Origin of the sequence: Pseudoalteromonas sp. MER144-MNA-CIBAN-0113 (assembly GCF_040308965.1) — a bacterium.
Classification (GTDB): domain Bacteria; phylum Pseudomonadota; class Gammaproteobacteria; order Enterobacterales; family Alteromonadaceae; genus Pseudoalteromonas; species Pseudoalteromonas tetraodonis.
In genome coordinates, this window is the sequence record NZ_JBEOOG010000013.1 from 40,071 (window position 1) to 65,142 (window position 25,072).

General features: G+C 41.4%; 25 protein-coding genes and 1 pseudogene. 15 read left to right on the top strand and 11 right to left on the bottom strand.

Features of this window, described 5'->3' with window-relative positions:
* The first annotated feature begins 56 nt into the window (after positions 1-56).
* From AAEY57_RS05260 to AAEY57_RS05275, 4 genes and pseudogenes are all read left to right on the top strand, one after another.
* Positions 57-2,345, top strand: coding sequence for a penicillin acylase family protein (locus AAEY57_RS05260; RefSeq protein ID WP_350606758.1), 2,289 nt, complete (start codon positions 57-59; stop codon positions 2,343-2,345).
* A gap of 76 nt (positions 2,346-2,421) precedes the next feature.
* A pseudogene (locus AAEY57_RS05265) lies at positions 2,422-3,270 on the top strand (MBL fold metallo-hydrolase).
* 88 nt (positions 3,271-3,358) lie between these two features.
* The gene (locus tag AAEY57_RS05270) at positions 3,359-4,891 is read left to right on the top strand and encodes a GNAT family N-acetyltransferase (RefSeq protein ID WP_350606760.1); all 1,533 of its coding nucleotides are present in this window, start codon (positions 3,359-3,361) and stop codon (positions 4,889-4,891) included.
* Entirely contained in the window at positions 4,891-5,208 is a 318-nt protein-coding gene (locus AAEY57_RS05275) for a DMT family transporter (RefSeq protein WP_016900225.1), read from the top strand. Before AAEY57_RS05270 ends, AAEY57_RS05275 begins: the two co-directional genes overlap by 1 nt.
* A 44-nt stretch (positions 5,209-5,252) precedes the next feature.
* Here the strand turns inward: AAEY57_RS05275 and AAEY57_RS05280 are convergent, their stop codons facing one another.
* Entirely contained in the window at positions 5,253-6,134 is an 882-nt protein-coding gene (locus tag AAEY57_RS05280; protein WP_013463714.1) for a DMT family transporter, read from the bottom strand.
* A 243-nt stretch (positions 6,135-6,377) separates the two neighbouring features.
* Between AAEY57_RS05280 and AAEY57_RS05285 the strand changes: the two genes are divergently transcribed.
* A complete protein-coding gene (locus tag AAEY57_RS05285; protein ID WP_076919941.1) occupies positions 6,378-6,761 on the top strand; it encodes an MAPEG family protein in 384 nt (127 codons plus the stop codon).
* A gap of 74 nt (positions 6,762-6,835) precedes the next feature.
* Here the strand turns inward: AAEY57_RS05285 and AAEY57_RS05290 are convergent, their stop codons facing one another.
* The 3 genes from AAEY57_RS05290 to AAEY57_RS05300 all read right to left on the bottom strand — a co-directional run bounded on the left by AAEY57_RS05290 (position 6,836) and on the right by AAEY57_RS05300 (position 9,230).
* Entirely contained in the window at positions 6,836-8,044 is a 1,209-nt protein-coding gene (locus AAEY57_RS05290) for a M56 family metallopeptidase (RefSeq protein ID WP_350606765.1), read from the bottom strand.
* A gap of 9 nt (positions 8,045-8,053) precedes the next feature.
* The gene (locus AAEY57_RS05295; RefSeq protein WP_013463718.1) at positions 8,054-8,428 is read right to left on the bottom strand and encodes a BlaI/MecI/CopY family transcriptional regulator; all 375 of its coding nucleotides are present in this window, start codon (positions 8,426-8,428) and stop codon (positions 8,054-8,056) included.
* 109 nt (positions 8,429-8,537) lie between these two features.
* The gene (locus tag AAEY57_RS05300; protein WP_013463719.1) at positions 8,538-9,230 is read right to left on the bottom strand and encodes a pseudouridine synthase; all 693 of its coding nucleotides are present in this window, start codon (positions 9,228-9,230) and stop codon (positions 8,538-8,540) included.
* A gap of 91 nt (positions 9,231-9,321) precedes the next feature.
* On the opposite strand from AAEY57_RS05300, the gene AAEY57_RS05305 reads away from it, so the two are divergent.
* Both AAEY57_RS05305 and AAEY57_RS05310 read left to right on the top strand, forming a co-directional pair.
* Complete coding sequence (locus AAEY57_RS05305; protein WP_013463720.1) at positions 9,322-9,627, top strand: DUF6482 family protein; 306 nt, start codon at positions 9,322-9,324, stop codon at positions 9,625-9,627.
* A 41-nt stretch (positions 9,628-9,668) separates the two neighbouring features.
* Positions 9,669-10,088 carry a GNAT family N-acetyltransferase gene (locus AAEY57_RS05310; protein WP_350606769.1) on the top strand — a complete coding sequence of 140 codons (420 nt, stop codon included), beginning with the start codon at positions 9,669-9,671 and terminating at the stop codon, positions 10,086-10,088.
* 14 nt (positions 10,089-10,102) lie between these two features.
* On the opposite strand, the gene AAEY57_RS05315 is transcribed toward AAEY57_RS05310, so the two are convergent.
* The 7 genes from AAEY57_RS05315 to lptM form a co-directional block, all read right to left on the bottom strand.
* Positions 10,103-10,462: a HopJ type III effector protein gene (locus AAEY57_RS05315; RefSeq protein WP_033103666.1), complete on the bottom strand. Its 360-nt coding sequence runs from the start codon at positions 10,460-10,462 to the stop codon at positions 10,103-10,105.
* A gap of 97 nt (positions 10,463-10,559) precedes the next feature.
* Positions 10,560-11,270 carry an HAD-IA family hydrolase gene (locus AAEY57_RS05320; RefSeq protein WP_350606774.1) on the bottom strand — a complete coding sequence of 237 codons (711 nt, stop codon included), beginning with the start codon at positions 11,268-11,270 and terminating at the stop codon, positions 10,560-10,562.
* Positions 11,271-11,280: 10 nt separating this feature from the next.
* Positions 11,281-12,225 carry a tyrosine recombinase XerC gene (locus tag AAEY57_RS05325; RefSeq protein WP_013463724.1) on the bottom strand — a complete coding sequence of 315 codons (945 nt, stop codon included), beginning with the start codon at positions 12,223-12,225 and terminating at the stop codon, positions 11,281-11,283.
* Positions 12,222-12,833 carry a DUF484 family protein gene (locus tag AAEY57_RS05330; protein ID WP_064663178.1) on the bottom strand — a complete coding sequence of 204 codons (612 nt, stop codon included), beginning with the start codon at positions 12,831-12,833 and terminating at the stop codon, positions 12,222-12,224. The genes AAEY57_RS05325 and AAEY57_RS05330 overlap by 4 nt, the downstream gene beginning before the upstream one ends.
* A complete protein-coding gene (gene dapF / locus AAEY57_RS05335) occupies positions 12,830-13,660 on the bottom strand; it encodes a diaminopimelate epimerase (RefSeq protein ID WP_013463726.1) in 831 nt (276 codons plus the stop codon). The genes AAEY57_RS05330 and dapF overlap by 4 nt, the downstream gene beginning before the upstream one ends.
* Before the next feature lie 64 nt (positions 13,661-13,724).
* Positions 13,725-14,978, bottom strand: a complete 1,254-nt coding sequence (gene lysA, locus AAEY57_RS05340; protein WP_024601982.1) for a diaminopimelate decarboxylase — start codon at positions 14,976-14,978, stop codon at positions 13,725-13,727.
* Positions 14,979-15,158, bottom strand: a complete 180-nt coding sequence (gene lptM / locus AAEY57_RS05345; protein ID WP_013463728.1) for an LPS translocon maturation chaperone LptM — start codon at positions 15,156-15,158, stop codon at positions 14,979-14,981. It abuts the gene before it with no gap.
* Between the two features lie 148 nt (positions 15,159-15,306).
* Here lptM and cyaY point away from each other — a divergent pair, with 148 nt between their 5' ends.
* The 8 genes from cyaY (at position 15,307) to add (ending at position 25,032) form a co-directional block, all read left to right on the top strand.
* Positions 15,307-15,630, top strand: coding sequence for an iron donor protein CyaY (gene cyaY, locus AAEY57_RS05350; protein ID WP_013463729.1), 324 nt, complete (start codon positions 15,307-15,309; stop codon positions 15,628-15,630).
* Entirely contained in the window at positions 15,627-16,283 is a 657-nt protein-coding gene (locus tag AAEY57_RS05355) for an alpha/beta hydrolase (protein WP_350606801.1), read from the top strand. Before cyaY ends, AAEY57_RS05355 begins: the two co-directional genes overlap by 4 nt.
* Before the next feature lie 23 nt (positions 16,284-16,306).
* Positions 16,307-17,212: a DUF2914 domain-containing protein gene (locus AAEY57_RS05360; protein ID WP_350606779.1), complete on the top strand. Its 906-nt coding sequence runs from the start codon at positions 16,307-16,309 to the stop codon at positions 17,210-17,212.
* Positions 17,213-17,283: 71 nt separating this feature from the next.
* Positions 17,284-18,222 carry a hydroxymethylbilane synthase gene (gene hemC / locus AAEY57_RS05365; protein WP_138563454.1) on the top strand — a complete coding sequence of 313 codons (939 nt, stop codon included), beginning with the start codon at positions 17,284-17,286 and terminating at the stop codon, positions 18,220-18,222.
* Positions 18,222-20,063: a uroporphyrinogen-III C-methyltransferase gene (locus tag AAEY57_RS05370; RefSeq protein WP_350606783.1), complete on the top strand. Its 1,842-nt coding sequence runs from the start codon at positions 18,222-18,224 to the stop codon at positions 20,061-20,063. The genes hemC and AAEY57_RS05370 overlap by 1 nt, the downstream gene beginning before the upstream one ends.
* On the top strand, positions 20,060-21,169 hold the full coding sequence (locus AAEY57_RS05375) for a heme biosynthesis HemY N-terminal domain-containing protein (protein ID WP_350606785.1): 1,110 nt from the start codon (positions 20,060-20,062) through the stop codon (positions 21,167-21,169). Before AAEY57_RS05370 ends, AAEY57_RS05375 begins: the two co-directional genes overlap by 4 nt.
* Positions 21,170-21,217: 48 nt before the next feature.
* Positions 21,218-23,908 (top strand): ATP-binding protein, encoded by a 2,691-nt coding sequence (locus AAEY57_RS05380; RefSeq protein ID WP_350606787.1) that lies wholly within the window; start codon positions 21,218-21,220, stop codon positions 23,906-23,908.
* Between the two features lie 122 nt (positions 23,909-24,030).
* Complete coding sequence (gene add / locus AAEY57_RS05385; protein WP_350606789.1) at positions 24,031-25,032, top strand: adenosine deaminase; 1,002 nt, start codon at positions 24,031-24,033, stop codon at positions 25,030-25,032.
* Positions 25,033-25,072: the final 40 nt, after the last annotated feature.

The following is a 25,072-nucleotide window of genomic DNA, read 5'->3' on the forward strand; positions in this document are numbered from 1 at the left end:
AACGATTATGAATATATGCTAATAATAGTTTATTGAAATAGTTAAAGGGTATGTTTATGTTTAAAGTAATCAAACGGTTGCTATTGGTTGTTGTGGTTTTAGCACTCGCCAGTACTGCAATTGTTTACGGCGTTTTGACCTTAAGTTTGCCAGCCCTTGATGGTAAAGGCCGAAGCGATGCGGTAACACAGCCCGTTAAAGTCGCTCGTGATACGCTTGGCCAAGCCGTTATTACTGCAACTACTCGTCATGACGCTGCCTATGGCTTAGGGTATGCTCATGGGCAAGACCGCTTTTTTCAAATGGATTTATTACGTCGTAATGCGGCCGGTGAGCTAAGCGAACTATTTGGTGAAGCAGCGCTTGGGCTTGATAAAAAAATGCGTTTTCACCAATTACGTAAACGCAGCCAAGCTATTTTAAAAACCCTCCCGAAGACCGACAAACAGCTGCTACGCAGTTATGCCCAAGGTGTAAATGAAGGCCTTGCACAAGTAGGGTACCCAAGTTTTGAATATTTACTCACAGGGGCTGAGCAAAAGCCTTGGCAAAGTGAAGACAGTTTATTAGTTATTTTTAGCATGTACCTTGATTTACAGTCATCTACATTTGAGCGTGACCAAGCTTTAATTCAAATAGAGCAGCAATACGGGGCTGAAATGGTAAGTTTTTTAACTCAGCCTAGCCAATATCAAGCCGCATTGGATGGCAGTCAGCTCGCTCTTTTGAATAACCCAATCCCCGAACTTTTATCGCAACCAATCACCGCGATTAAACCCATTACCACTAATTTAGAAGTGGGAAGTAATAATTGGGCTGTGACCTCAAATTTAACCAACACTCAGGCTGCGATGCTCTCTGATGATATGCATTTATCAATGGCTGTGCCGGTTATTTGGTATCGAGCCCAATTAAACTATTCATTAAATAATAAACCCATGCAGGTAACAGGTGTCTCGCTTCCGGGAGCGCCAGCGATTGTAGTAGGCACAAATAACAACGTTGCATGGGGGTTTACCAACGGGTATTTAGATACCGCCGATTGGATTGCGCTTAATAGCGATAGCAAAATGTGGCAAGTAGATGAGCCTATTGCATTACCCAGTGGCAAGGTAGAAAGTTACTCTCTTACGCTCAGTGAATATGGTCCGGTAAAATACATTAATGAAAAGCCTTACGCATTGAGCTGGGCTGCACATCAACCATACGCCGTTAATATGCAGCTATTACAGCTTGAGCAAGCACAGACTGTTGATGATGCGCTTGATATTGCAAGTGACGTAGGCATTCCTGTGCAAAACCTGCTGGTGGTCGATGACCAAGGAAATGCAGCTTGGAAACACATGGGCGGTATACCTGCGCGAAAAGTACCCAGTGAATTAGCCGTAAAAGAAGAAGATTACTCTGCGCTTTGGCAGCAAAACGAAATCGATCGACCTTTTATTAAAAATCCTGAAAACGGGCGATTATGGACAGGTAATTCTCGAGTGGTATCTGCTGATGATAACGTCCGTTTTGGTAATGGCGGCTATGCGCTTGGAGCCCGTGCAACGCAAATTCGCGATAGGTTATTTGAAAAACAACGCTTTAATGAAAGTGATTTTTATCAGTTGCAGTTAGATAACCAAGCACGGTTTTTAATGCCTTGGCATGCCTTATTGCTTGAGCAGTTAAAAAAGCAGCCCGCGCGCTATAAAGATCATATAAATGCCCTCGAAAACTGGCAGCAATGCGCTTGCCCGCAATCAATAGGGTATACCTTAGTAAAGACGTATCGTGATGAACTGATTAATATTTTATTTAGCAGTATTGAGACAACACTCAACCAGCGAGATGGCACATTAAAATATGTGAAACGTGATTTAGAGCCTGCTGTTTGGCAGTTAATAAAGGCTCAGCCAACAAGTTGGGTTAATCCGCAGTTTACTAATTGGGAGCAGCAATTACAGGGTGCCTTTGAGCAAACACTCACGCAGTTAACATCAAGGTTTGGTAATAACATACAAAACTGGCAATGGGGTAAAGTGAACCAATTAGTGATAGAACACCCGTTTGCTAAACAAATGCCCATACTGAGTAAGTTACTTAACATGCCAACAGCCCCCGGATTTGGTGACAGTTATATGCCAGCGGTGCAAAAACGTAGTTTTGGCGCATCACAGCGTTTTATTGTTCAGCCTGGGCACTTGAAGAATGCTATTTTAACGATTCCGGGTGGGCAATCAGGGCACCCACTTTCTGAGTTTTATCGAGCTGGCTTTGATGAATATGTAAAAGGTAAGCACACGCCATTATTACCGCAAGCATTAATGCATCAAATTGAAATTGCACCAATGAACGACTAGCCTTGGATGCAAAGTGAGCTAAATAAGTAGTAATAACGTTTTATAACCCAGATAAAGCAATTATAGGAAAACAAAAATGAAAAAATTACTACCGGCATTAATCACCAGTTTACTGTTAAGCAATTATGCATTTGCGGATGAAAACCCTGTTACGGCTACACAATTAAGTGAACATGTTTACGTGTTATTTGGTCAAGACGGTAACATTGCCGCAAGCGTGGGGGATGATGGCATTTATATTATTGACGATCAGTTTGCCAAGCTTTCCGACGATATAAAAAAAACCATTAGCGACTTAAAGCCAGGCAGTGCCGAGTTTGTAATTAATACCCATCATCATGGCGACCATACTGGGGGTAACGAGAACTTTGCCAAAGCGGGCGCACATGTGATTGCTCACGACAATGTACACAAACGCTTAAAAGAAAAGCATGGTGAGGGTTCTGATTACTTACCGCGTATTAGTTTTGGCCATGATTTAAAACTGCACTTTAACAATGAGCATGCGCATGTTGTGCACTACTCAAATACACACACAGATGGCGACTCGGTTATCTTTTTTAGTAACGACAACATAGTGCACATGGGCGATATATATTTTAACTTTGGAAGCTTACCTTTTGTTGATGTAGATAGTGGCGGTAGTGTTGATGGTGTTTTAGCAGCGGTTGATGATGTGATCAAATAAACTGATGAAAAAACAACCGTTATTCCAGGGCATGGCCCGATAAGCGACCGTTCAGGGCTAATGACGTATCGTAAGCTGGTACAAAAAGCGAAAGATGTTATGCTTAATGCTATGCAAAACGATGCCAGTTTAGAGCAAGTCCTCAAAGCCGATCCATTATCAGAACTTGGCCTTGAATATGCTAATTGGTTACCTAAAGAGCGGGTAACCACACTTTTTTATCGCAGTTTAAAGTAGCGCAAAGCGCGAATAAAAACGCATAAACCTAATAAAGCTGAGCATGTGTTCAGCTTTTTTGATTCTTACATGCCCCAAGGAGTTGCGTATGTCGGCAGAAAAAACCCATCTTGAAATTTGTAACTTAACCCGAGAACAATACCCACAAATTAAAACCTTGATGGACGAAGCGTACCCTGATTTAGGCGGCGCATGGCCAAGCCATACAATTTTTAGACTTATAGATCAGTTCCCTGAAGGGCAAATTGGTATTGTTGATGATGGCGTGCTGGTGGGTTTAGCGCTGAGTGTACAAGTGGATTATGCACGTTTTTCAAACCCGCACACCTATGAAGATATTGCTGATGGCCATGACCGTGTATTTAGTGATACCACAGGTGACGCGCTATATGGTTTAGATGTTGCTATTAGTGAGCAGTACCGAGGCATGCGTTTAGGGCGTCGTCTTTATGATGCCCGTAAAGAATTATGTCGCCAATATAACTTACGCGCTATTTTAGCGGGTGGCCGCATTCCGCGTTATTACAATCACAGCAGTGAAATGACCCCGATGGAATACATTGCTAAGGTCGATCAAAAAGAGCTGTATGACCCTATACTCAGTTTTCAATTAGCCAATGACTTTCAGGTTAAACGATTATTAAAAAAATACTTACCTGAAGATCAGGAGTCGGTCGGTTATGCCACATTACTTGAGTGGAATAACATTATGTATGAGCCAACCGACACCGTTATTGAGTCAACTAAATCAATCGTGCGCGTAGGAGCTGTGCAATGGCAAATGCGCTGTGTTGAGTCGGTTGAAGAAATGCTTAAGCAAGTTGAATACTTTGTTGATACGGTATCTGATTACAAAAGCGATTTTATTTTATTCCCTGAGTTTTTTAATGCGCCACTGATGGGATTAACCGAACAAAGTAACCAAACCGAGGCAATTCGGTATTTAGCCGAATACACAGAGACCTTTAAAAACGCCATGTCGCGTATGGCGATAGAATACAACGCCAACATTATTACCGGCTCAATGCCGCTTGCCGAAGACGATAAAATATATAACGTTAGTTATTTATGCCATCGCAGCGGTAAAATAGACGAGCAACGTAAAATTCATATTACCCCGCATGAACAAAATGATTGGGTGATCCAAGGCGGTGATAAAATTGCTGTATTCGATACAGATGCAGGCCGTGTAGGTATTCAAATTTGTTACGATGTCGAATTTCCTGAGTTGTCACGTATTTTAGCAACCCAAGGTTTGGATATTTTATTTGTGCCATTTTGGACTGACACTAAAAACAGTTACTTGCGTGTACGCCATTGTGCCCAAGCACGTGCCATTGAAAACGAATGTTATGTGGTTATTGCAGGCTCTGTGGGTAACTTACCTGAAGTAGAAAGCTTAGATGTGCAGTTTTCGCAGTCGGCGGTACTAACCCCATCGGACTTTTCATTTCCGCACGATGCCACACTAAATGAGGCCACCACCAATACCGAAATGCTATTATTTAGCGACTTAGATATGGACAAGTTAAAAATACTTCACAGTGAAGGTACCGTGCGTAACTTAAAAGACCGCCGCAGTGATTTATATGAAGTGATATTGAAAAAGAGAGATGTTTAATGGCGTGGATGTACTTAATAATTGCAGGGTTACTTGAAATTGGTTGGCCAATAGGCCTAAAAATTTCACAAAACCCAGATACCCGTTGGCAAGGCATTGCAATTGCAATCGCGTTTATGGTCGCAAGTGGCTTTATGCTTTGGTTAGCGCAAAAGCAAATCTCTATGGGGACTTCTTATGCGGTATGGACGGGGATTGGCGCAGCAGGTACGTTTTTAGTTGGCATATTATTTTATGGTGATGCAGCCACTTTTGGCCGTATTGCTGGTGTATTAATGATTATTTGTGGTGTCATCACCTTAAAAATTAGTCATTAATTGTTAGATTAAAAAACAAGCGCAGGTTTATACCTGCGCTTTTTTTAACTACTTGGCAGCATAACCAATATGGCAGCCACTGCAATCAGCACTAGCCCCGCACTGTCTTGGCGCTTTAGCGGCTGCTTTAGCCATAAAATAGAGATTAACATGGTAAAAAATACTTCTATTTGACCGAGCGTTTTTACATAGGCGACATGCTGTAAGCTCATGGCACTAAACCAGCCGACGGAACCTAAGCAGCTAAATACACTCACTGCACTTGTCATTTTCTTATATTGATACATCATTTTAAAGGTATGGCGCTCTTTTAAAGCAATGTATATACATAACATCAGTGTTTGCAAGCTAATAATCAGTAACAAAACCCACGCGGGTGCATAAGGAAAAGCTATACCCGAGCTTAAACTTGCTTCGCGGATCCATGACGATGACAACGCAAACGAAGTACCGCAAGCAAGCCCTGTTAAGGCGGTTTTTAAGCTAAAATGTTTCACATTCGCAATGCCGCTTAATAGCAATACAGCGAGTGCGCCAATAAATACACCAATCCAACCTAAAAATGAAAGCGCCGAACCAAAAAATAGTAACCCTAATATCGCCGCCATTAGCGCTTCGCTTTTAGCAAGGCCGGCGCCTACTGCAAAATTGTTCATTTTAAACAACTTCACCATGAGCCCTGTGGCAATAATTTGCACTATGCTGGCTCCAATAATATAGCTAATAAATAAAGGATTAAATGAAGGGAGAGGCGCATCTTGGTAATAATAAAGCGCATATAAATACAGCCCTGCAATAGGGCTTGCGACAATAAAGCGGGCTAGAGTAACGCCAGCAACGCTGACATGAGCGCTTAATTTGCTTTGCAGCGCATTACGCCATGACTGCATAAATGCGGCAAAAATAGTGAGTAAAATCCAAATCATCTTAAATAACATACAAAAAAGTGGAGAGCTAATTTAGCAGTACTCTGGCATTAAAGCGACCATCAAAAAGGCATAATGAATATTCATCACCTGCGACAATTTGCCACAGTGACGCACTGCTTAAATCGGCTATAGTGTGAGGGATGTTACTGCTAGCCGCCAGAGCTCAGGTTATTTATATTTGGCGGCTTTTTTCTATTTGCTGTGTTATTTTGGGTCATAAATAATAACTTGAGAATTATAATGACGACTTTATTGGTTTGCGCCTTAATTGCAGTGATCATGCCTTATGTTGCGAGAATCCCAGCTATTATAGAAATGAATAAGCTCGGTGGTTACGATAATAAACATCCGCGGCAACAACAAACACAACTTACAGGACTCGGAGCACGGGCGCTGGCTGCTCATCAAAACTGTTTTGAATCGTTAGCGGTTTTTGCCGTTGCTTTGGCTGCTGTATTAGGCACAAACAATGTTAATGCCGTAACCGAAACTTTAGCGATGACGCATATTGTAGCGCGTATTTTATTTTGTACTTTTTATTATTTAAACCTCGATATTATTCGCTCGATCACTTGGCTGGTGGGAATAGGCACCGCTATTGGCATGATCGCAGTCAGTTTATAACGAGAATAAGCAAAAACCACAAAGCAAGCAGCCTAAAAGGGTGCTTGCTTTATAGTCTTAAACACTTATTCCCATTAATGCGATATGTTAACTCGCTCTATTAAATCACTTTTTGTAACTGTACTGTTGAGTGCAAAATCAAGTTGTATTAGTACGTTTTGTTGTCCCATTGATGAAGGTGTATATTGCCATTGCATCAGTGCTCTTTTTGCTTCTTTGTTAAAGACTGCTTCTGGTTCAGCTTTTACAACAGTAATGTTAGCTGTTTTGCCTGCTGGGGTTATGTCGTATTTTAATACCACTGAACCGCTAATGCCTTGTTCCGCCGCTTGTTTTGGGTAAAGCGGTTCGATTCGCATTACGGGAGCAATAGATGTTTCTTTTTTAGCTGATGCTTCAGGTTGCTTTGCTACAGCTAAGCCACTGAGCAAGCTCGCAGCGATAAGTAACACGCTTCCTTTTGCTAGGCGCGAATGTGCGCCGTTATGTTTGATATTAGTAAGTCGTTGTAACATGGTTTTTTTATCTCCGTAGTGTGAATAAGCCATCAGACCCGCTGGCGCATTGGCAGCGCAGTTTATTAAGGCTTTGCTGTATAAAATTTGTTGCTGTGTGGTTTTATTGCTTAGTACCCGTTCATCACAAGTTAGCTCCTGCAAACGTCTACAGCTTGCGTAAGCCATCCAAGCCAGAGGGTTAAACCACAATAAAATTGTAGCCAGTAATAGCAGCACATTTATAAGGTTGTCTTTGCGCTTTATATGCACGTTTTCGTGCTCTAGAATAAGCGCCAGAGTAGTATTATCAAACTGAGTATTATAATTGTGCGGCAATACCAGTTTGCTATTAAAAACACCAATGACCATGGGCGTAGCCACCTGAGCACTGGTATAAGTTTTTACTCCGGTTATTACCTGCTTAAAGTTCGCTAATTCAGTGAGCTGTAGGCCTTTAACAAATCGGGTATGGGTAACAACAGCGGCAATTAATAAGACCGTGGTAATAATGACATACAGTAGCGCCCAACTAACACTCAAGCTGTTTGTAAGTGATTGATTAGGCGTGATTAAATGGTAACTAATGCCGCTATTTTGCAGTGGCTTAATTGCACTAGGTAAATTAGCCAACAGAACTGATACAGGTATTAACCAAGCTAATTTATACACAAAGCGTGAACCAAGGGTTTTTAAGCCAAAGCGCTCCAGTAAAACAAACCCTGCAAACAACAGACTTAATAATAGCTGCTGCTCAACGAGCCAATTAAATCCTATTTGAATCGCCATGCTAACTCCTTACTTTTGATTCTTTTCCCAGTCATCAATGACTTTTTTAAGCTCGTTTATATCTTGCTGAGAGAGTTGCTCCGATTTAGCGAAGCCACTTACCAAAGGGGCAATACGACCACTAAAAAAGCGCTCTATGAAGTTCTTACTCTCTTTTAAAGTATAATCAGCACGCTTTATACAGGGGGTGTAAATATATTGGCGGCCGTCTTTTTCAAAGCTAAGCGCGCCTTTTTTTACTAAACGACCCAATAAGGTTTTAATGGTTTTTTCGTGCCACTGTTTATCGTCACTTAAACGCTCAATAATTTGGCTGGCTGTGGCGGGGTAGTTAATCCAGAGTGCATCCAGCACTTCAAATTCTGCTTTTGATAATTCGATCATTTTATTGCCTACAAGTGTAATCTTTTATTTAAGACTACACCTGTAATCTATTTTTGCAAGTTTATTTTTTGTTTTTTAATCACGCTAAAGGAAGGGGATTAGTGTGAGCTTATTGGCTTAAAATATCGTTTTTGTTAATTTTTATAAAGTGGTTTTCTGGGAGGTTTAAATTATCTAATAGTAATTCACTGATCTGTACGCGGTATAAATCAATGACTGTGTAGCCACAGTAATGCGCCATTTTACGTATTTGCCTGTTGAGCCCTTGTTTTAAAACAATACTAAATTGATTACTCGCTATTTTAACTACTTCACAAGGTCGTGTTATTTGCTTATCAACAGGGACGCCTGCTGCCATTTTTTCACAAAAATGCGCGTCTAATGGTTTATTCACAGTGACTAAGTAGCGTTTGGGTTGATGAAAGTCTGGATGAATCAGTTGATTACAAAAGTCTCCGTCATTGGTCAAGATAATTAAACCACGAGAATCTTTATCAAGGCGGCCAATAGGGTAAACACGGGTAAGTTGAGGCAGGTGATGGATAAGGCTGCTGGGGTCGTGATGATTGAGTTTACAGTCAATCCCTACCGGTTTGTGATAGGCAAAGTACACTAAATCGGCTGGGCCTTTAATGGCGTGGCCATTAACGATAACACGGTCGTTTTCGTCCACATGATCAATATGATTAGCGGGGCGATTATTAACGATGACAACGCCTTCATCAATCAAGCGCGACGCTTGTTTTCGTGAGCAAATACCGGCATGAGCAATGTATTTAGCAAGTCGAATTTTTGTATCCATAATGCCGTGTAATTAAAAAATATTGATCGCGATTATAGCAAAGCTGCGTATTGATTACTTGGACAGTTAATTTAACAGTAGGTAGGTTACTATGGGTATTCAATTTTCAGAACTAAAAAAGCATCAGCCATTACAAAAAGTGGTTGTTCATTCACTGGAAATGGCCTTGTACCAAGTGTCTGTTGTCATTAATAATGTTGAATACTATGTACAAGAAAGTAATGGTGAATTTGTGAAGGCACTAAGCCCATTACATATTCAAAAACGCTTTGAAGATATCGCCTATGCACAAATGATGCTAAGGCACACCAGTGCTTATGATGAAATGTGTGGTCAACCGGAAAAAATTTCCAGTAATATGCTCGAAGTGCCCTTTGGGCAAAACAACCTGTTTTAATATCAGGTATTTGCTAATATAGGTCTATTTGGAATCATCCAATGTACCTATTACATCCCGATAATTCTGAGCAATTAAATCAAGCACTGCGCGCGCACATGCTTGAGTTTAATGCTCAGCACTTCGACGCACAGCGTCAACCTCTTGGCTTTAAATATCTCGATAAACAAGGTGAGTTAGTTGCAGGCATAAGCGGTCATGTGTTTGGTAACTGGTTGCTAATAAGCTGGTTATGGTGCGATGAATCGGTACGAGGCAATGGCTTGGCTGATTCGTTATTAATATCACTTGAAAATGCAGCAATTGAAATGGGTGCCGTTCAGGCTCAGCTTGACACCTTAGATTTTCAAGCCAAGCCTTTTTATGAAAAACGGGGTTACCAAGTTAAATATCAACTTGATAATTACCCACTTAATGGCACTCGTTACTTTATGGAAAAACCGCTAATAGTGGCTAAATAACGCTGATTGGAGCGTTATTTTTTTGCTGTTAATGGCGTACCATCAAAGGTAATACCTAAAAATGGGGTGGCTTCAGGCGCTAACATAAAGGTGCGAATATTCATGTGATCGTCTGCATCTGGGTTGTTTAGTACGTCTTCGCGATAAAATGCCCCAAAACAATCTAATGTATTTTGCTTACTAAGACCATTGAGCTTTGCAAACGCAAAAATTTTGCATGAACCGTTATTTTCACTCGCAGAGCTCAATAACCCATGGTTACTAAAACTGCACGCTGTAAAAGTATAATGCTCATCAATAACGGCCATAGTATCAGCAAAACCAATGCTCTTAGGCTCATTCGCGAGCGTTGTTAAGTAGTTTGTAAGCGTCATACGCTGTCCTTGTTATTATAAGATATTGTTAAGTAATTACCCCTAACCTATCTTATGATCGATTTATATTCAATTGAGCCAATAAAACAAGCATAGTTTATTTACCAATTAAGTGGGTTAAAGCATGAATGTTGGTTATTTCAATATCAGCAAGTCCTTTGTAGGCATAGGCTTGTACTTGATTATTTAACCACACAGACTGGCAGCCAGCGTTATTAGCACCTTGCACATCGCTATCAAGGCTGTCACCTATGTGTAAAATTTCACTGTTGTTAATACGCAAATGTGTTGCAGCTTGATCAAATAAGGTCGTATGTGGTTTAGCTTTACCGTGCAAGCCAGCTTGCAGCACCAGTTCAAACTTATCTTTTAAATTAAAACGCTCAACCTCTACATTACCGTTAGTAATGGCAATTAATTTGTAGTGCTGGCTTAGTTTATCGAGCAATGTTAGTACGTCTTCGCTCACTTCAATATTACTGCGCGCATCAGCAAATGCTTGATAAGCACTGTGTGCATGATGCTCTACTTCATCGTCTTTAAAACCAAGCTCAGACAAAACTAAGCGTAGGGTATGTTTACGCCACTGAGTGACGTTATCAATGAGTTCAGGTTGGTGTTGAACAACTCGCTCACGGCATTGTTGCCAAAACTGTGGCCCCTGTTTTTTATAGCCTGGCAGCGCATTTAAATAATCAATTTGCGCCTGAACGGCTGCGGTTATGATTGGGCGGTTGTCGTATAAGGTGTCGTCTAAGTCAAAGCTTAGTACAGAAAAAGGAGAAATTGCGCGATTAAATCGGATCATGGTTATTACCCTAATCGGTTCGTTTTTTAGCACGTGGATGGGTGTTGTCGTACACCTTAGCCAAGTGCTGAAAATCTAAATGAGTATAAACTTGGGTTGCAGATAAACTACTGTGGCCTAATAGCTCCTGTACTGCTCGTAAATCGCCAGACGATTCTAAAATATGCGACGCAAATGAGTGGCGTAATTTATGCGGATGCACTTGTGAGCTTATACCTTGTTTAATGCCCCATTCTTGCATTCGCAAACGGACTTGGCGCACAGAGATACGGTTTTTTTTACTACTTAAAAATACCGCGTGTTCGTCTGCGCCCATAAATAGCGGCCGAACCGCGAGCCATTTCTTTAATGCCTCAAGGGCCTTAGAGCCAACCGGTATTAGCCGTTCTTTTGCACCTTTACCACGTACCAGTATTTCACCATTACGGGCGTTTATATCCTGCATGTTAGCACCAACTAACTCGCTAATGCGCAGACCTGATGAATACATGAGTTCCATCATGGCTTTATCTCGAATGGCAAGTGGATCGTCATCGGGTATTTCGAGTAAACGTGCCATTTGGTCAACATCAAGATTTTTAGGTAAAGGCTTGGCAAATTTAGGGCCTTTTATCCCTTGCGCGGGGTTATGGTAATGCGGTTGCTCAGTAATATTTTTTGCTTTTAAAAACTTATATAAACTTCGAATGCAGCTTAGCTTTAAGCTGATTGTTCTGCCGCTCAGTTGCTTAGCACGCAGCGCCATGCTGTAACGGCGAATGTGCTCACTTTGTACGGCAAACCAATTGTCGCATAGCTTATTAAAATACAAGGCGGCAAAACCTAATTGGCTAACATATTGATTGACGGTGTGCGCTGAATACTGACGTTCAAATTTTAAGTAGTCACTAAATAATGTAATAGGTGTACGCCAGCTATCGCTTAAGTCGCTAATATTTGGCGTGTCGTCGCTCATGCCAGTTCCAGTAACCGTATTTGTAATGAGCGTACAAAATCTAACACAAATAAGTTATCTTGTGAGGGCTCAAAGTGGTTCTCATCGTGGCTGCCAAAAGCCAAAATTGCGTAGGGGTTAGTGGGTTCGCCAATTAAATACAGGGCGGTCGATTGGGTATCCTCGTTAAAGAGTAAGTCGCGCTCTTGCTGATTTACCCGCCCTAAATAATGATTACTATCTGACAATCTATGCTTTACTAAGCCCTCAAACGCGCTGTCGTATCTTACGAGTTTGCACTCATTAATAGTCGGGCTCATGCAAATAATGTTGCGTAAGTTACTTGCCAAAGTATTAAAGTCGTAATTACTCCAAAGCTGACGATGGCATTGACTGAACAAGCGGTACACGAGTTCATTTTGCGTGGCATACTTGGTCATCGTCTCGATTTGATGTTTTAACTGAGTATTATGTTCACGTAGTTGACGTTGCTGAATATGTACTAACGAAGTCGCACCCTGAACTTGCTGTTGTAACTCAAGTTGCGCTAATAGCGCAGGTTGATTTATTAAAAAATCAGGGTGCTGTTGTAAGTAATCTATTACTTGCTGTTTAGTTAATTCACTCATAGTGCAACTTGCCCATCAAATACATGTTCAGCGGGGCCTGTCATACGCACTGGGTGGCCTTCGCCACTCCAGCGAACTTGTAAGCTACCGCCTGGTAAATCAACTTGCACTGTGCTGGTGAGCTTGTTTTGAATAAAGCCAATCACCATAGCGGCACACGCACCGGTACCACAAGCAAGTGTTTCGCTTACACCACGTTCCCACACTCTGAGTTTAATGTGTTCTTGAGAAATAACCTGCATAAAGCCAATATTTGCGCGCTGTGGAAAACGTTCATGATTTTCAAGCAACGGGCCAAGGGTACTCACTTGTGCCGTTTCAATGTCGTCTACTTCCATGACGCAATGCGGGTTACCCATAGAAACAGCACCACTAAAAACGGTATGTTCTTCTGCACGAATAATATAAGTCAGCTCACGTTTGGTTGCTTTAAGCGGGATTTTACTCGGCTCAAAATTAGGGTGTCCCATGTTAACCGTTACTTGGCCGTCTTTTTCAATATACAGGGTGAGGTTACCAGATTTAGTTGAAACGCTAATTTTATGTTTATTGGTTAAGCCTTTCATGCGCACAAAGCGGGCAAAGCAACGGGCGCCGTTACCACATTGTTCTACTTCGTGGCCGTCGGCATTAAAAATCCGATAGTGAAAATCGAGATCGGGTGAGTAAGGGGCTTCAACCATCAGTAATTGGTCAAACCCAATGCCGAAATGGCGATCGGCCAGCTTTTTGATTTGATCACGGGATAAAAAAACGTTTTGTGTAATATTATCAATCACAACAAAGTCGTTACCTAAGCCGTGCATTTTGGAAAAATTAACTAACATAGCGCTCTAATTCGGTTTTGCTCTGCGCTAATCATGCCACAGAGCAGCTAGGTAACAAAAACGTTTATGGTAAAATTTTCTCACCTTGGTACAGGCTCTCGATGGTTTCGCGTTCGCGAATAAGATGATGTTGCTCACCATCTACCATTATTTCGGCAACCCGTGGGCGTGAGTTATAATTTGAACTCATTGTAAAGCCGTATGCTCCAGCGCTTCGCTGCACTAATAAGTCACCTTGTTTGAGTGCTAGAGGGCGGTCTTTACCTAAAAAGTCACCGGTTTCACACACCGGCCCAACCACATCATAGTTGTGGGTAGGTGTTTCGTCATCACGCACCGAGACAGGAATAATTTTTTGCCACGCTTGATAAAGTGATGGGCGCAACATGTCATTCATACCCGCATCAACAATCGCAAAGTACTTGTCTTGATTTTGCTTAATAAACTCAACCTGAGTCACTAAAATCCCAGCGTTGGCGGCAATAGCTCGCCCTGGTTCAAAAATCAGTTCAAGGTGGCGATAATTAGTAAGGCGCTGTGTTACTTGTGCTGCATACTCACTCGGGTGGGGAGGCTGTTCGTCGTCGTAGGTTACGCCAAGGCCTCCACCAATATCTAAATGGCTTAACTCAATACCTGCATTTTTTAACTCATCAATTAATGCCAGTAGTTTATCAAGCGCCTCTAAAAACGGTTTGGTTTGTGTCAGCTGTGAGCCAATGTGACAATCAACCCCAACTATATTTAAGCCAGGTAACGACGCAGCATGTTGGTACACACTTAACGCGGTTTCGATACCAATGCCAAATTTGTTTTCTTTTAGGCCAGTAGAAATATACGGGTGTGTTTTAGCATCAATATCAGGATTAACACGAATAGAAATTGGCGCGTCTAGATTAAGCTCACACGCTACTTCTGAAATGCGCTCAAGCTCTGAGATTGATTCAACGTTAAAACATTTAATACCTAATTCTAACGCATAAGCAATTTCGTCAGCGGTTTTAGCAACCCCAGAAAACACCACTTTATTGGCTGCGCCTCCCGCTTTGATGACCCGCGCGAGCTCGCCTTTTGAAACAATGTCAAAACCCGCACCAAGTCGCGCCAGTATATTTAATACTGCAATATTTGAATTTGCTTTAACGGCGTAGCACACTAGGCTTTTATGATCTTGAGCTGCATTGGCAAACGCTAAATAATGGCGTTCAAACGTCGCTCTTGAATACACATAACACGGTGTACCATAGTGCTGTGCAATCGTTGCTACGCTGACATCTTCAGCAAATAGTTGGTTGTTTTTATAATTAAAAAAATCCATTTACTGCTCCTGTTTTTGCTCAATAGGTGTTTGCTTGTTGGGGGTGTCTGTTGGCTGATTTTGTTCAGTAGGCTGCTCTGGTAAGTACAGCGGGCCGCTTTGACCACAGCCAGCTAACGCACACAACAAAACGGTGCTGATTAATAGTTGTTTTAATTGTAAGGTATATGTCGCTTTCATTAGATTAATACGGTTGCTGGCTTTATAATCGCAGAGTAACAGAATATCTAAAAAATGCAGCTATTCGCGGATGATTTTATTCCTGTTACACTAGCTGTACAAACATGCACCCATTATTTAGGCGTCTTGCCTGCAAAGGAAATTAACGATGACTGATCACGAATATCACCAGTTAGCAGAAGCTCTTATGTTCACAATTGAAGAACAAGTTGATGATTGTGAAGCAGATTTAGATTATGAATCGGCTCAAGGTATTTTAGAAATTATTTTTCCAGATCGCAGTAAAATTGTGATTAATAAGCAAGCACCGTTGCATCAAGTGTGGGTGGCAACAAAATTTAACGGTCACCATTTTGAAATGCGTGATGGTCAATGGATTGATAACCGCTCAGGCGCAGAGTTTTGGAGTTTCATCAATGAAGCGTCAACACGTCAAGCGGGTCAAGAAATTAAGTGGCAATCATCGCTATGAGTTTAGAGTTTGTTCAATACCCAGCTCAGGGAACGCATAAAGCCACGGTTATTTGGCTACATGGTTTGGGTGATTCAGGTGATGGTTTTGCCCCAGTAGCGCCACAGCTCGATTTACCCAGTGAACTAGGTGTGCGTTTTATCTTTCCGCATGCGCCTATGCAGGCTGTTACTATTAACGGCGGTATGCAGATGCGCTCATGGTATGACATTAAATCGATGGATTTAGACAAACGTGCAGATGAGCAAGGGGTTAGGAAGTCTGCAGAAAAAGTTGAGCAATTAATAACGCAAGAAATTGCTAACGGCATACCGGCGAACAAAATTATTTTAGCGGGATTTTCACAAGGTGGCGTCATATCGCTACATTTAGCCCCGCGTTTAGAGCAAAAGCTTGCTGGCGTTATGGCACTATCAACCTATATGTGTGTGCCACATAAATTGGCTGATGAAGCAAAGCAAACACAGCTAAATATATTTATGGCTCATGGGAGCCAAGATGACGTTGTACCGCATAGCGCGGGTAGAAGTGCGTTTGAAGTATTATCAACGCATAACATGGATGTGAGTTGGCAAGAATACCCTATGGGGCATCAGGTTTGTACACAAGAGTTACAAGCTGTGCGCCAATGGTTAATTTCTCGCTTAAGTTAGTTTAGGAGCCGCTGAGGGTCAAAATGAGTCAAAAAATAGTAATAACAGCAAATGTAAAACGTGAACCACAGGTTAGCGAACCCAGCGTGAGCTATGAGTGGCATTGGCGTCGGATTGTGAGTATTTCTATGTTGGTGATTATGACCTCTGCAGCGGTTATTTACGGCCTGTCTAGCGCTGTGAATGCTGATCAAGGGGCGCCGCATCCTAATGAGCAGCTCGATTTTACTGAGCAACAAACAGCAATTGTGTCGCTAAGCAATGATACTGCAGCATCAGCAGAGAGTGAAAACGCAACAGATGCTGATGAGGAGCCGCTGAGTAGTGTCGCAATTGCAGCACCTAAAATCCTTTCCCCAGATGAGCAAAAACCAGCTCCTACTACCGAAAAAGTAACATCAGAGCCTAAAGTTCAACAAAGTATTATTGAGCAAGAAGTAGAGCCAACGCTCACTGCTGAGCCTGAAGAAGCAGCCATGGCTGCAACAGATAACCAAACGCCTGAAACCGAAACGGCCAGTGAAAAACCGGCTGAGCAAAAAGTATTTGCTGAATCAGCACAAGTTGCGAGTGTGGCCATTGGTGCCAAAATAGATACAGCTACTATTAGCCGAGCCGTATTAACGCGCAGTGTGAGTAATCGTGAACCAACCAATGTATTTGCCGCCGATGTGCGTTTAAGCCAATTTGAAGAATCATTGTCATTTTTTAGTGAGCTTAAAAACTTACAAGGTCAGCAGGTAAAGCATATTTGGTTATTTGAAGGCGAAGTGATGGCGGAAGTGTCGCTCAAAGTTACTTCTCCGCGCTACCGAACTTACTCAACTAAAAATATTATGGATTCCCAGTTAGGGAATTGGCGCGTTGATGTGGTTGATGAGCGAGGTTTACTCATTGCGCAAAAAGAATTTAGAATTTTAGCTGATTAAATCGCCCTCAGATAGAACAGGTTTTAATCCTGGAAGGTCAACAGACCCCAGTAATTATTAATGGATATTTTATGACTGAAAAAACAAAGTTAGTTCGCATTGCTACTCGTAAAAGTGCATTGGCACTGTGGCAGGCTGAATTTGTAAAAGCGCAGCTAGAGCATTTTCACGATGACGTGCGTGTAGAGCTGGTGCCTATGTCGACTCAAGGTGACATTATTTTAGATACACCACTGGCTAAAATTGGTGGTAAAGGCTTATTTGTAAAAGAACTAGAACAAGCCATGCTTGATGGGCGAGCAGACATTGCAGTGCATTCAATGAAAGATGTGCCAGTCGAATTTCCAGATGATTTAGAGTTACACGTTATTTGTGAGCGTGAAGACCCGCGTGACGCGTTTGTCTCAAATAATTTTGCCAATATTGATGCTTTACCGCAAGGCGCCATTGTTGGCACCTCAAGTTTACGTCGCCAATGCCAAATCAGAGCGTTGCGTCCAGATTTAGAAATTCGTGACTTACGTGGCAATGTAAATACACGTTTAGCAAAGCTTGATAGTGGTCAATACGATGCGATTATACTCGCAGCGGCTGGGCTAATTCGTTTAGAAATGGGTGAACGTATTCGTGACTTTATTGAGCCAGAAGTGTCGTTGCCTGCTAATGGTCAAGGTGCTGTCGGTATTGAATGCCGTATAAATGATGAAGTTACTAAAGCCTTATTAGCACCGCTGGAGCACAGTGAAACTCGTATTCGTGTTAATGCCGAGCGCGCAATGAACCGCCACTTAGAAGGGGGCTGCCAAGTTCCGATTGGTGCTTATGCACTGGTTGATGGCGATCAAGTACATTTACGTGGTTTAGTTGGGGCAATTGATGGCAGCGAAATTTTACGCGATGAAATTAGTGGGCATGTTGATGATGCGGAAAAATTAGGGATTGAGCTGGCTAAAAAACTCTTAGCACAAGGCGCAGATAAAATCCTTGCTGACGTATATCGAGACGCATAATGAAACACATCTTGATAACTCGGCCCGAAGGAAAAGGCGCAGCCCTTGCACAGCAACTTGAGCAAGCGGGTTATCAAGCGTCTTTATGTCCTGTTCTAAAAATAACGTATTTAACCCCAACCAGCGTTGAGCTAAGCCCGTTGGTTAATGCCGACAAAATTATTTTTGTTTCGCAAGATGCAGTACATGCACTGAGTGCGCTTAAGCCTGCAATTAACACCAAAGCGCAGTTTTATGGTGTTGGCCAACAAACAGCCGACACCATTTATGAAGTATTTGGTGTACGTGCTGCTTTGCCAAAACAACATGATTCTGAGGGGTTGCTGGCGCTTAAGTCATTGGCTGAGGTTGATGGCAGTAATATCGTGTTGGTTAAAGGTATTGGTGGGCGGCCTGAGATAGCAAAAACTTTAAAACAACGCGGTGCTTTTTTAAATAATTGTGTGGTGTATCAGCGTGAGCCGGTAGCGCAACAACCCGCTGACTGGATAGACCACTGGCAAAGCCAGAATGTACACGGTATAGTCATTACTAGTAATGCCGCCGTTGATGCCATTTTTAATACCCTTACCGCGGCGCAACTAACATGGTTACAACAGTGCGAATTTTATGTTGCCAGTGAGCGTATTGGCGATTATTTACAACAGCAAAAAATAAATTCGACACATATACATACTGCGGCAGGGGCTAGCGACCACGCTATGTTTGCCTGCATTAATCAGCAAGGTAGCAAAATGAGTGAACAGTCAGCGACGTCAAAAGTAGAAAAAGCAGCAGCGCAACCAATAGCCAATAACACGTCTAATACCGCTAAAAACGACACTGCAAAAGCTAATAATCAAACGCAAAATAATACCCATAAAGTGAGTAAGGTGGGCAGTTTAGCGTTGGTGATTTCGTTACTTGTTGCCAGTGGCGTGGGTTATGAGTTTTATCAAAAGCTCAATGCCGGTAAAGTGCAAAATTTAGCGGTTAATGCATTAACAGAGCAAAATAAGATATTGCAGCAAGAGCTGCAATATCTTAAGTCTGAGCAACTCAGTCTACAGCAAGCGTTACAAAAGAGCGAAGAGCAAACTGCTATGGCGCTCAATGAAAACTCTGTAAAAAATCAGCAAGCATTAAAAGCAGCACTGCAAAAAGTGCAGCAAAGTGGTAACACATTAAACCCACAAGAAGTGACTAGCTTACAACGCATGGCTGAATTTAAATTGTGGGCTGAACAAGATTATCAAGGCACAAGTGCAGTGCTTAAACGTTTAGATTCACTTTTAAGCGACCACCCAGGCACGCTTGAGTTGCGCCAAGCAATTATACAAGACATACAAACGCTCGATAGCATTAAACCCGTTGCAACAGAGGCGATTTACTTACAGTTAAATAGTGTAAGAGATCGTATCGATAACTTGGTATTTAATGCGGTTAATTTGCCAGAAAAAGCGTCAGTAACTGACGAAAACGCGCTCTCTGAAAATATGAGTGATTGGCAACAAAACATCCGAAATAGCTGGAATAAAATAGTTGATAGCTTTATTACAATTCGCCATCACGAAGGGGTATTAATAGAGCCGCTATTAACTGATAGAGAGCGCCACCTGATTAATCAGCGCATAAAGCTCAATATTACTCAGGCGCAAGATGCGCTAATGAGCAAGCAAGCCAGCATCTATTTTAGCGCCTTAAACGACACAAAACGTTTGGTTAATGAATACTTTAAGCAAGATGATAATGCCACAAAAGTGGTACTACAAACTTTAGTAAACCTTGAAAAAGAGCCGCTTAACTTTAGCCCTGAGGTGACATTGCAAAGTACTGAGCAAGTTAAGGAGTGGGCACAATGATAGGGTTGATCATTTTTATTGTCGCTATTGTATTGGTATTAGCGATCACTCCTTTCGTGTTAGATGAAAAAGGCTATGTGCTGATTTCATTTAATAACACCACCATAGAAGGTACGATTGTTTCGTTTTGTATTATGGCGGCACTGAGCGCAGCGGCTTTGTATTTAACTTATAAACTCGTACGCTACTGTTTATCTATTTACAGAAATACCAAACATGGATTTTTTGCTCGCAGCCAAGAGCGCAAGCATGCAGCTATAGAGCAAGCACTGTGGAGCTTGATTAATGACGATTACGCGCAAGTGGAAAGCGCGTTATCAAGTAACAGTGTGCCAGCTAAATTTTTAGACATACGTTTGGCGTTACTAGCAAAAGCTGCACTGGCAAATAATCAACCCGATAAAGCGCTGGAATACTTGTTTGAAATAAGCCCTGAGCAGCAGCTAAAAGTGGCTAAACTATGGTTAGCCAGTGGCGACAGCAGTGTTATTGAACCGCAAATACGGATGGCGGCTGAATCTAAAAAAGCCACGGTACTTGAGCTTAAATTGTACACTGAAGTGTTGGTGCAACAGCAGCACTTTAAAATATTAGAAGATTTTTTACCGCGCTTATTACGTAAAGATGCATTGAGCGATAAGCAGTGGCAGCAGGTGTTTTCAGCTTATTTTGCTGCTCAAGCAAGTGATGAGCTAACCAGTAAATACCAGCAATTAGGTAAGAAATTGCAAGCACATGCGCATACGGCTTATTTAGCCCAAATGGCCAAAACAGGGCAGTTGGCGAGTATTGAAAACGAGTTAATTAAAATGCTCAAACACGCTAAGCACCATACTGAACTTGCCGACATTTTACGTGAAGCTGCGCCAAGTAATGCATATAAGTTGCAATCAAGCATTCAAGAGCGGTTGAAAAAAGACGAGCACAATAACGCGTTATTATTAGCGCTGGCGTGTTTAGCGAATGCCCAAGGTGATTATGATTTAGCTGCACGAGTATTCGACAAAGCGCTTAATAGCGATAACAAATCACAGTATCGACAACAAGCTATACTAAGCTATAAACACAGCGCACAATTAGATAAGGCGCTTGTGCTCTATCAATAATGGATTATATTTTATAAATCAATAATTAAAAGCGCAGGAGCGAAGGCTATGAAAAATGTGTTTACACTCTCTTTTAGTCTTGCATGCGCTTATTTTTTTACTGGTTATCTTAGTAATTTATTACTCGCAGTAGACGGCTATGCCGTGGCTTCTTGGCCACCTGCAGGCATTGCACTAGCCAGTTTTTTATTATGGCGCCATCGCGCTTACTTAGGCATTATTGCTGGTTCTTTACTGATTAATTTAATTCATCTAGACCATGTTACAGATATTTTAAACTGGCAAATTTTGTTACATGCAGTGGGCCTCAGCTTCGCTGCTTTTTTGCAAGCATGGCTTGGCGCGCAAATAATTACAAAAGTAATAAAAGCCCCTTTAGACCTTTCATCGTTAAAATTAAGTATTCAAAGCTTAGTAATTGCAGGTCCTGTCTGCTGTGTTATAGGCGCTATTGCTGGCACGAGTTTATTAGTATTTAACCAGATCATCCCTGCTGCGAATGCGCTGGATAATTTTATTACTTGGTGGATAGGTGACAGCATTGGCGTATTAATTTTTACCCCATTACTATTAGCTGTATTTCACTATTCTGAGATGCGCCATCGGCTACAAGTTATTGTTCCTGCATTACTTATTTATGCGATTATTAGTATTAGTTTTTATGGTGCAGCGAGTGTAAAAAAACAAAAAGACACTCAAAAGCAAGAAACGAAAGTGCTTGCGACTCAAAGCGCTATAAATCAAAAGTTAGATGAGATCATTGCGCATCTATCTTTATTAAGTGGTTTTTTAGCAAATAGTGAAGACGTTAGTTTTAGTGAGTTTACGCAGTTTACAGCTAAACAATTAAGCTACAGTGAAGAAATACTTGCTTTTAAATGGGTTCCTGCGATTACTGATGATTCTCGTGCCGAGTATCAATCATGGATTGAGCAAGTTGATAGCGAAAACCCGTTTATCAAACAAAAATCAGCGAATGGGCAATGGCAAAAAGCCCCCTATCGAGAGCTCTATTACCCTGTAAAATATATAAATCCACTTAGGGGTATGAAAGATATTGTTGGGTTTGATTTAGGTTCAAACGAGCAAGTGCGTACAGCACTCACTAAATCTAAAGTACTTAATGAATTGGTGATCAGTGAACCGACAGCACTGATACCTAATAACGATGAATTAAGTGTACTCTTTATGTATCCCGTTTTTGGAAATGTGGTAACAGAAGGCGATTTTAAAGGATTTGTTGTTGCCGTGGTTAGCTTAGCTAAACTTTCTAAGTCGCTGTCGTTTGACTCTAATGAGCGTATTGCGATTAGTTTTTTTGATATTAATAATGCTGAAAAACAGCAGCCACTTTATATTGCAGAGCATCATTCTATGGTGTTACTAAAAAAATATCAGTTGTTAATTGGTCAGCGAATGTGGCGCGTTGAGCTGCATCAACCCGTTTTAAAATCATCGTGGTTCATATACTGGCTAGCGCAAATAGTGGGTATGTTATTTGTGTGGTTGTTAATTATATTTTTGATCTCTGTGACGGCTACCAATATTCGGATTCGCGAACAAGTGGCAAAGCAAACACTCACGCTACGCCAAGAAAAACAAAAGGCCGATGAAGCCAGTGCTATAAAAAGTCAGTTTTTAGCCAACATGAGTCATGAAATACGCACGCCAATAAATGGCATAAAGGGTATGCACTATCTAGCGCTACAACAACAGGATTGGCAGCAAGCAAAAGGCTATATAGAGCAAGCTGATGGTGCTCTAAGTGTATTATTAAGAGTGTTAAACGATGTACTCGACTTTTCTAAAATGGAAGCCGGTAAACTTGAGTTAATGCAAGAGCCTGTGAACCTCAAGCAATTAGCTGAGGACATCGTCGGTTTAATGCAATTTGAGGTGGAGAGTAAATCGCTTTCTTTAAAATTAGAGTATGACAGCGATGCGCATTTAATTCTCAATACCGATCCTATTCGTTTAAAGCAAATTCTGCTTAATTTATTAAATAATGCAGTAAAATTTACCGCAAAGGGCTGTATTACGTTAAAGATTTGGCAATCATCAAAAATGACATATTTTAGTGTTAACGATACCGGGATTGGCATTAGCTCTGCAGCTCAAAAACAGCTTTTTAAACCCTTTTCTCAAGCAGATAGCTCAACGTCACGTCAGTACGGTGGTACTGGTTTAGGTTTGAGTATTTGTAAAAAATTGGTCGAATTGATGGGAGGGGCTATTGATTTAAAAAGCAGTGAGGGGCATGGATCTACGTTTACTTTTAGCTTACCAGTTCATTCATCGCTGCCAAAAGCCAAATACAGTGCTGATGCTTTATCAAAAATTGATGTGAGTAATATTTCTTTAGAAAAATATCAATTACTTATAGTGGAAGACAACCCATTAAACCAACATGTTGTAAGTGCTATTTTAGAAACTAAACACGGTATTGCTGATATCGCAAATGATGGCTTAGAAGCGATTACGATGCTTAGCGAAAAAAACTACGACCTAGTATTAATGGATATTCAAATGCCTAATATGGATGGTTTACAAGCAACAAAAGTGATTCGTAATGAGTTAGGTTTTTTTGATTTACCTATTATTGGTTTATCCGCCAACGCTCACGAACAAGACGCTCAAAAAGCGATTGCCTCTGGAATGGATAGCTACATGACCAAGCCTATTGAAGCTGATGAGCTATTTAAAACGCTTTGGTATTATTTATCTCGCTTAGATAAGTAACACGTATTTTTGTACAAAAGGCAGACATAAGACCTCCAAGCGCCATTTTAAATATTCTACACTTGAAATATTACTGTACCTGCGTATCATTCGCGCAATTTTAACTCAACCGAGTAGCTACTATGATTAATAGAAAAATACCTTTGCTAGATATTCACCGTCACTTAGATGGGAATGTACGCGCGCAAACCATACTAGAACTTGGTCGTCAGTTTAATATAGCTTTACCAGCAGATAATGTTGAGGCACTTATTCCTCATGTTCAAGTTATTGATCCTGAGCCAAACCTAATGGCTTTTTTACAAAAGCTTGATTGGGGGGTCACGGTACTGGGTAATTACGATGCCTGTAGACGAATTGCAATAGAAAACATTGAAGATGCACAAGCGCAAGGCCTTGATTACGTAGAGCTACGTTTTAGCCCTTACTACATGGCACAAAGCCAAGGTTTACATCCTCAGGGCGTTGTTGAAGCCGTGGTCGATGGTATTAAAAGTGCAACAAAAGATGCTGATATTAAAGCAAACTTAATTGGTATTTTATCTCGTACTTACGGTGTTAAAACCTGTCAACACGAGCTGGATGCTTTACTTGCTTTTAAAAATGATTTGGTCGCGGTTGATTTAGCCGGTGACGAAATTGGTTACCCTGGCGAGCTGTTTGTTGATCACTTTAAACAAGTACGCGATGCATATTTAGCGGTTACCGTGCATGCTGGCGAAGCATTGGGTGCTGCCAGTATTTGGCAAGCATTAAACGAGCTTGGCGCAAGAAGAATAGGGCATGGCGTTAAAGCGATTGAAGACTCAACGCTAATGGATTATTTACGTGATAACCGTATTGGTATTGAATCGTGCTTAACCAGCAATATTCAAACCAGCACAGTGAATGACTTAACGAAGCATCCGCTTAAACAGTTTTTAGATCATGGCATTTTGGCCAGCATTAATACCGATGATCCGGCTGTTGAAGGGATTGAAATTGAGTACGAGTACGCAGTGGCAGCGCCACAAGCTGGTTTATCGCAAGCTGATATGGAAAAAGCGCAAGCCAATGCACTTGAAATTGCGTATTTAAGTGATGCAGATAAACAGGCACTCAAAACCAAAGTCGCACAGCGTTAATCACCTGTACTATTAAAAAATGCCACTGTTTACAGTGGCA

What these genes read in the sequence shown, in the direction of transcription:
- AAEY57_RS05260 (WP_350606758.1), top strand. Translation starts at nt 57, where the DNA reads ATGTTTAAAGTAATCAAACGGTTGCTATTGGTTGTTGTGGTTTTAGCA.
- AAEY57_RS05270 (WP_350606760.1), top strand. Translation starts at nt 3,359, where the DNA reads ATGTCGGCAGAAAAAACCCATCTTGAAATTTGTAACTTAACCCGAGAA.
- AAEY57_RS05275 (WP_016900225.1), top strand. Translation starts at nt 4,891, where the DNA reads ATGGCGTGGATGTACTTAATAATTGCAGGGTTACTTGAAATTGGTTGG.
- AAEY57_RS05280 (WP_013463714.1), bottom strand. Translation starts at nt 6,134, where the DNA reads ATGATTTGGATTTTACTCACTATTTTTGCCGCATTTATGCAGTCATGG.
- AAEY57_RS05285 (WP_076919941.1), top strand. Translation starts at nt 6,378, where the DNA reads ATGACGACTTTATTGGTTTGCGCCTTAATTGCAGTGATCATGCCTTAT.
- AAEY57_RS05290 (WP_350606765.1), bottom strand. Translation starts at nt 8,044, where the DNA reads ATGGCGATTCAAATAGGATTTAATTGGCTCGTTGAGCAGCAGCTATTA.
- AAEY57_RS05295 (WP_013463718.1), bottom strand. Translation starts at nt 8,428, where the DNA reads ATGATCGAATTATCAAAAGCAGAATTTGAAGTGCTGGATGCACTCTGG.
- AAEY57_RS05300 (WP_013463719.1), bottom strand. Translation starts at nt 9,230, where the DNA reads ATGGATACAAAAATTCGACTTGCTAAATACATTGCTCATGCCGGTATT.
- AAEY57_RS05305 (WP_013463720.1), top strand. Translation starts at nt 9,322, where the DNA reads ATGGGTATTCAATTTTCAGAACTAAAAAAGCATCAGCCATTACAAAAA.
- AAEY57_RS05310 (WP_350606769.1), top strand. Translation starts at nt 9,669, where the DNA reads ATGTACCTATTACATCCCGATAATTCTGAGCAATTAAATCAAGCACTG.
- AAEY57_RS05315 (WP_033103666.1), bottom strand. Translation starts at nt 10,462, where the DNA reads ATGACGCTTACAAACTACTTAACAACGCTCGCGAATGAGCCTAAGAGC.
- AAEY57_RS05320 (WP_350606774.1), bottom strand. Translation starts at nt 11,270, where the DNA reads ATGATCCGATTTAATCGCGCAATTTCTCCTTTTTCTGTACTAAGCTTT.
- AAEY57_RS05325 (WP_013463724.1), bottom strand. Translation starts at nt 12,225, where the DNA reads ATGAGCGACGACACGCCAAATATTAGCGACTTAAGCGATAGCTGGCGT.
- AAEY57_RS05330 (WP_064663178.1), bottom strand. Translation starts at nt 12,833, where the DNA reads ATGAGTGAATTAACTAAACAGCAAGTAATAGATTACTTACAACAGCAC.
- dapF (WP_013463726.1), bottom strand. Translation starts at nt 13,660, where the DNA reads ATGTTAGTTAATTTTTCCAAAATGCACGGCTTAGGTAACGACTTTGTT.
- lysA (WP_024601982.1), bottom strand. Translation starts at nt 14,978, where the DNA reads ATGGATTTTTTTAATTATAAAAACAACCAACTATTTGCTGAAGATGTC.
- lptM (WP_013463728.1), bottom strand. Translation starts at nt 15,158, where the DNA reads ATGAAAGCGACATATACCTTACAATTAAAACAACTATTAATCAGCACC.
- cyaY (WP_013463729.1), top strand. Translation starts at nt 15,307, where the DNA reads ATGACTGATCACGAATATCACCAGTTAGCAGAAGCTCTTATGTTCACA.
- AAEY57_RS05355 (WP_350606801.1), top strand. Translation starts at nt 15,627, where the DNA reads ATGAGTTTAGAGTTTGTTCAATACCCAGCTCAGGGAACGCATAAAGCC.
- AAEY57_RS05360 (WP_350606779.1), top strand. Translation starts at nt 16,307, where the DNA reads ATGAGTCAAAAAATAGTAATAACAGCAAATGTAAAACGTGAACCACAG.
- hemC (WP_138563454.1), top strand. Translation starts at nt 17,284, where the DNA reads ATGACTGAAAAAACAAAGTTAGTTCGCATTGCTACTCGTAAAAGTGCA.
- AAEY57_RS05370 (WP_350606783.1), top strand. Translation starts at nt 18,222, where the DNA reads ATGAAACACATCTTGATAACTCGGCCCGAAGGAAAAGGCGCAGCCCTT.
- AAEY57_RS05375 (WP_350606785.1), top strand. Translation starts at nt 20,060, where the DNA reads ATGATAGGGTTGATCATTTTTATTGTCGCTATTGTATTGGTATTAGCG.
- AAEY57_RS05380 (WP_350606787.1), top strand. Translation starts at nt 21,218, where the DNA reads ATGAAAAATGTGTTTACACTCTCTTTTAGTCTTGCATGCGCTTATTTT.
- add (WP_350606789.1), top strand. Translation starts at nt 24,031, where the DNA reads ATGATTAATAGAAAAATACCTTTGCTAGATATTCACCGTCACTTAGAT.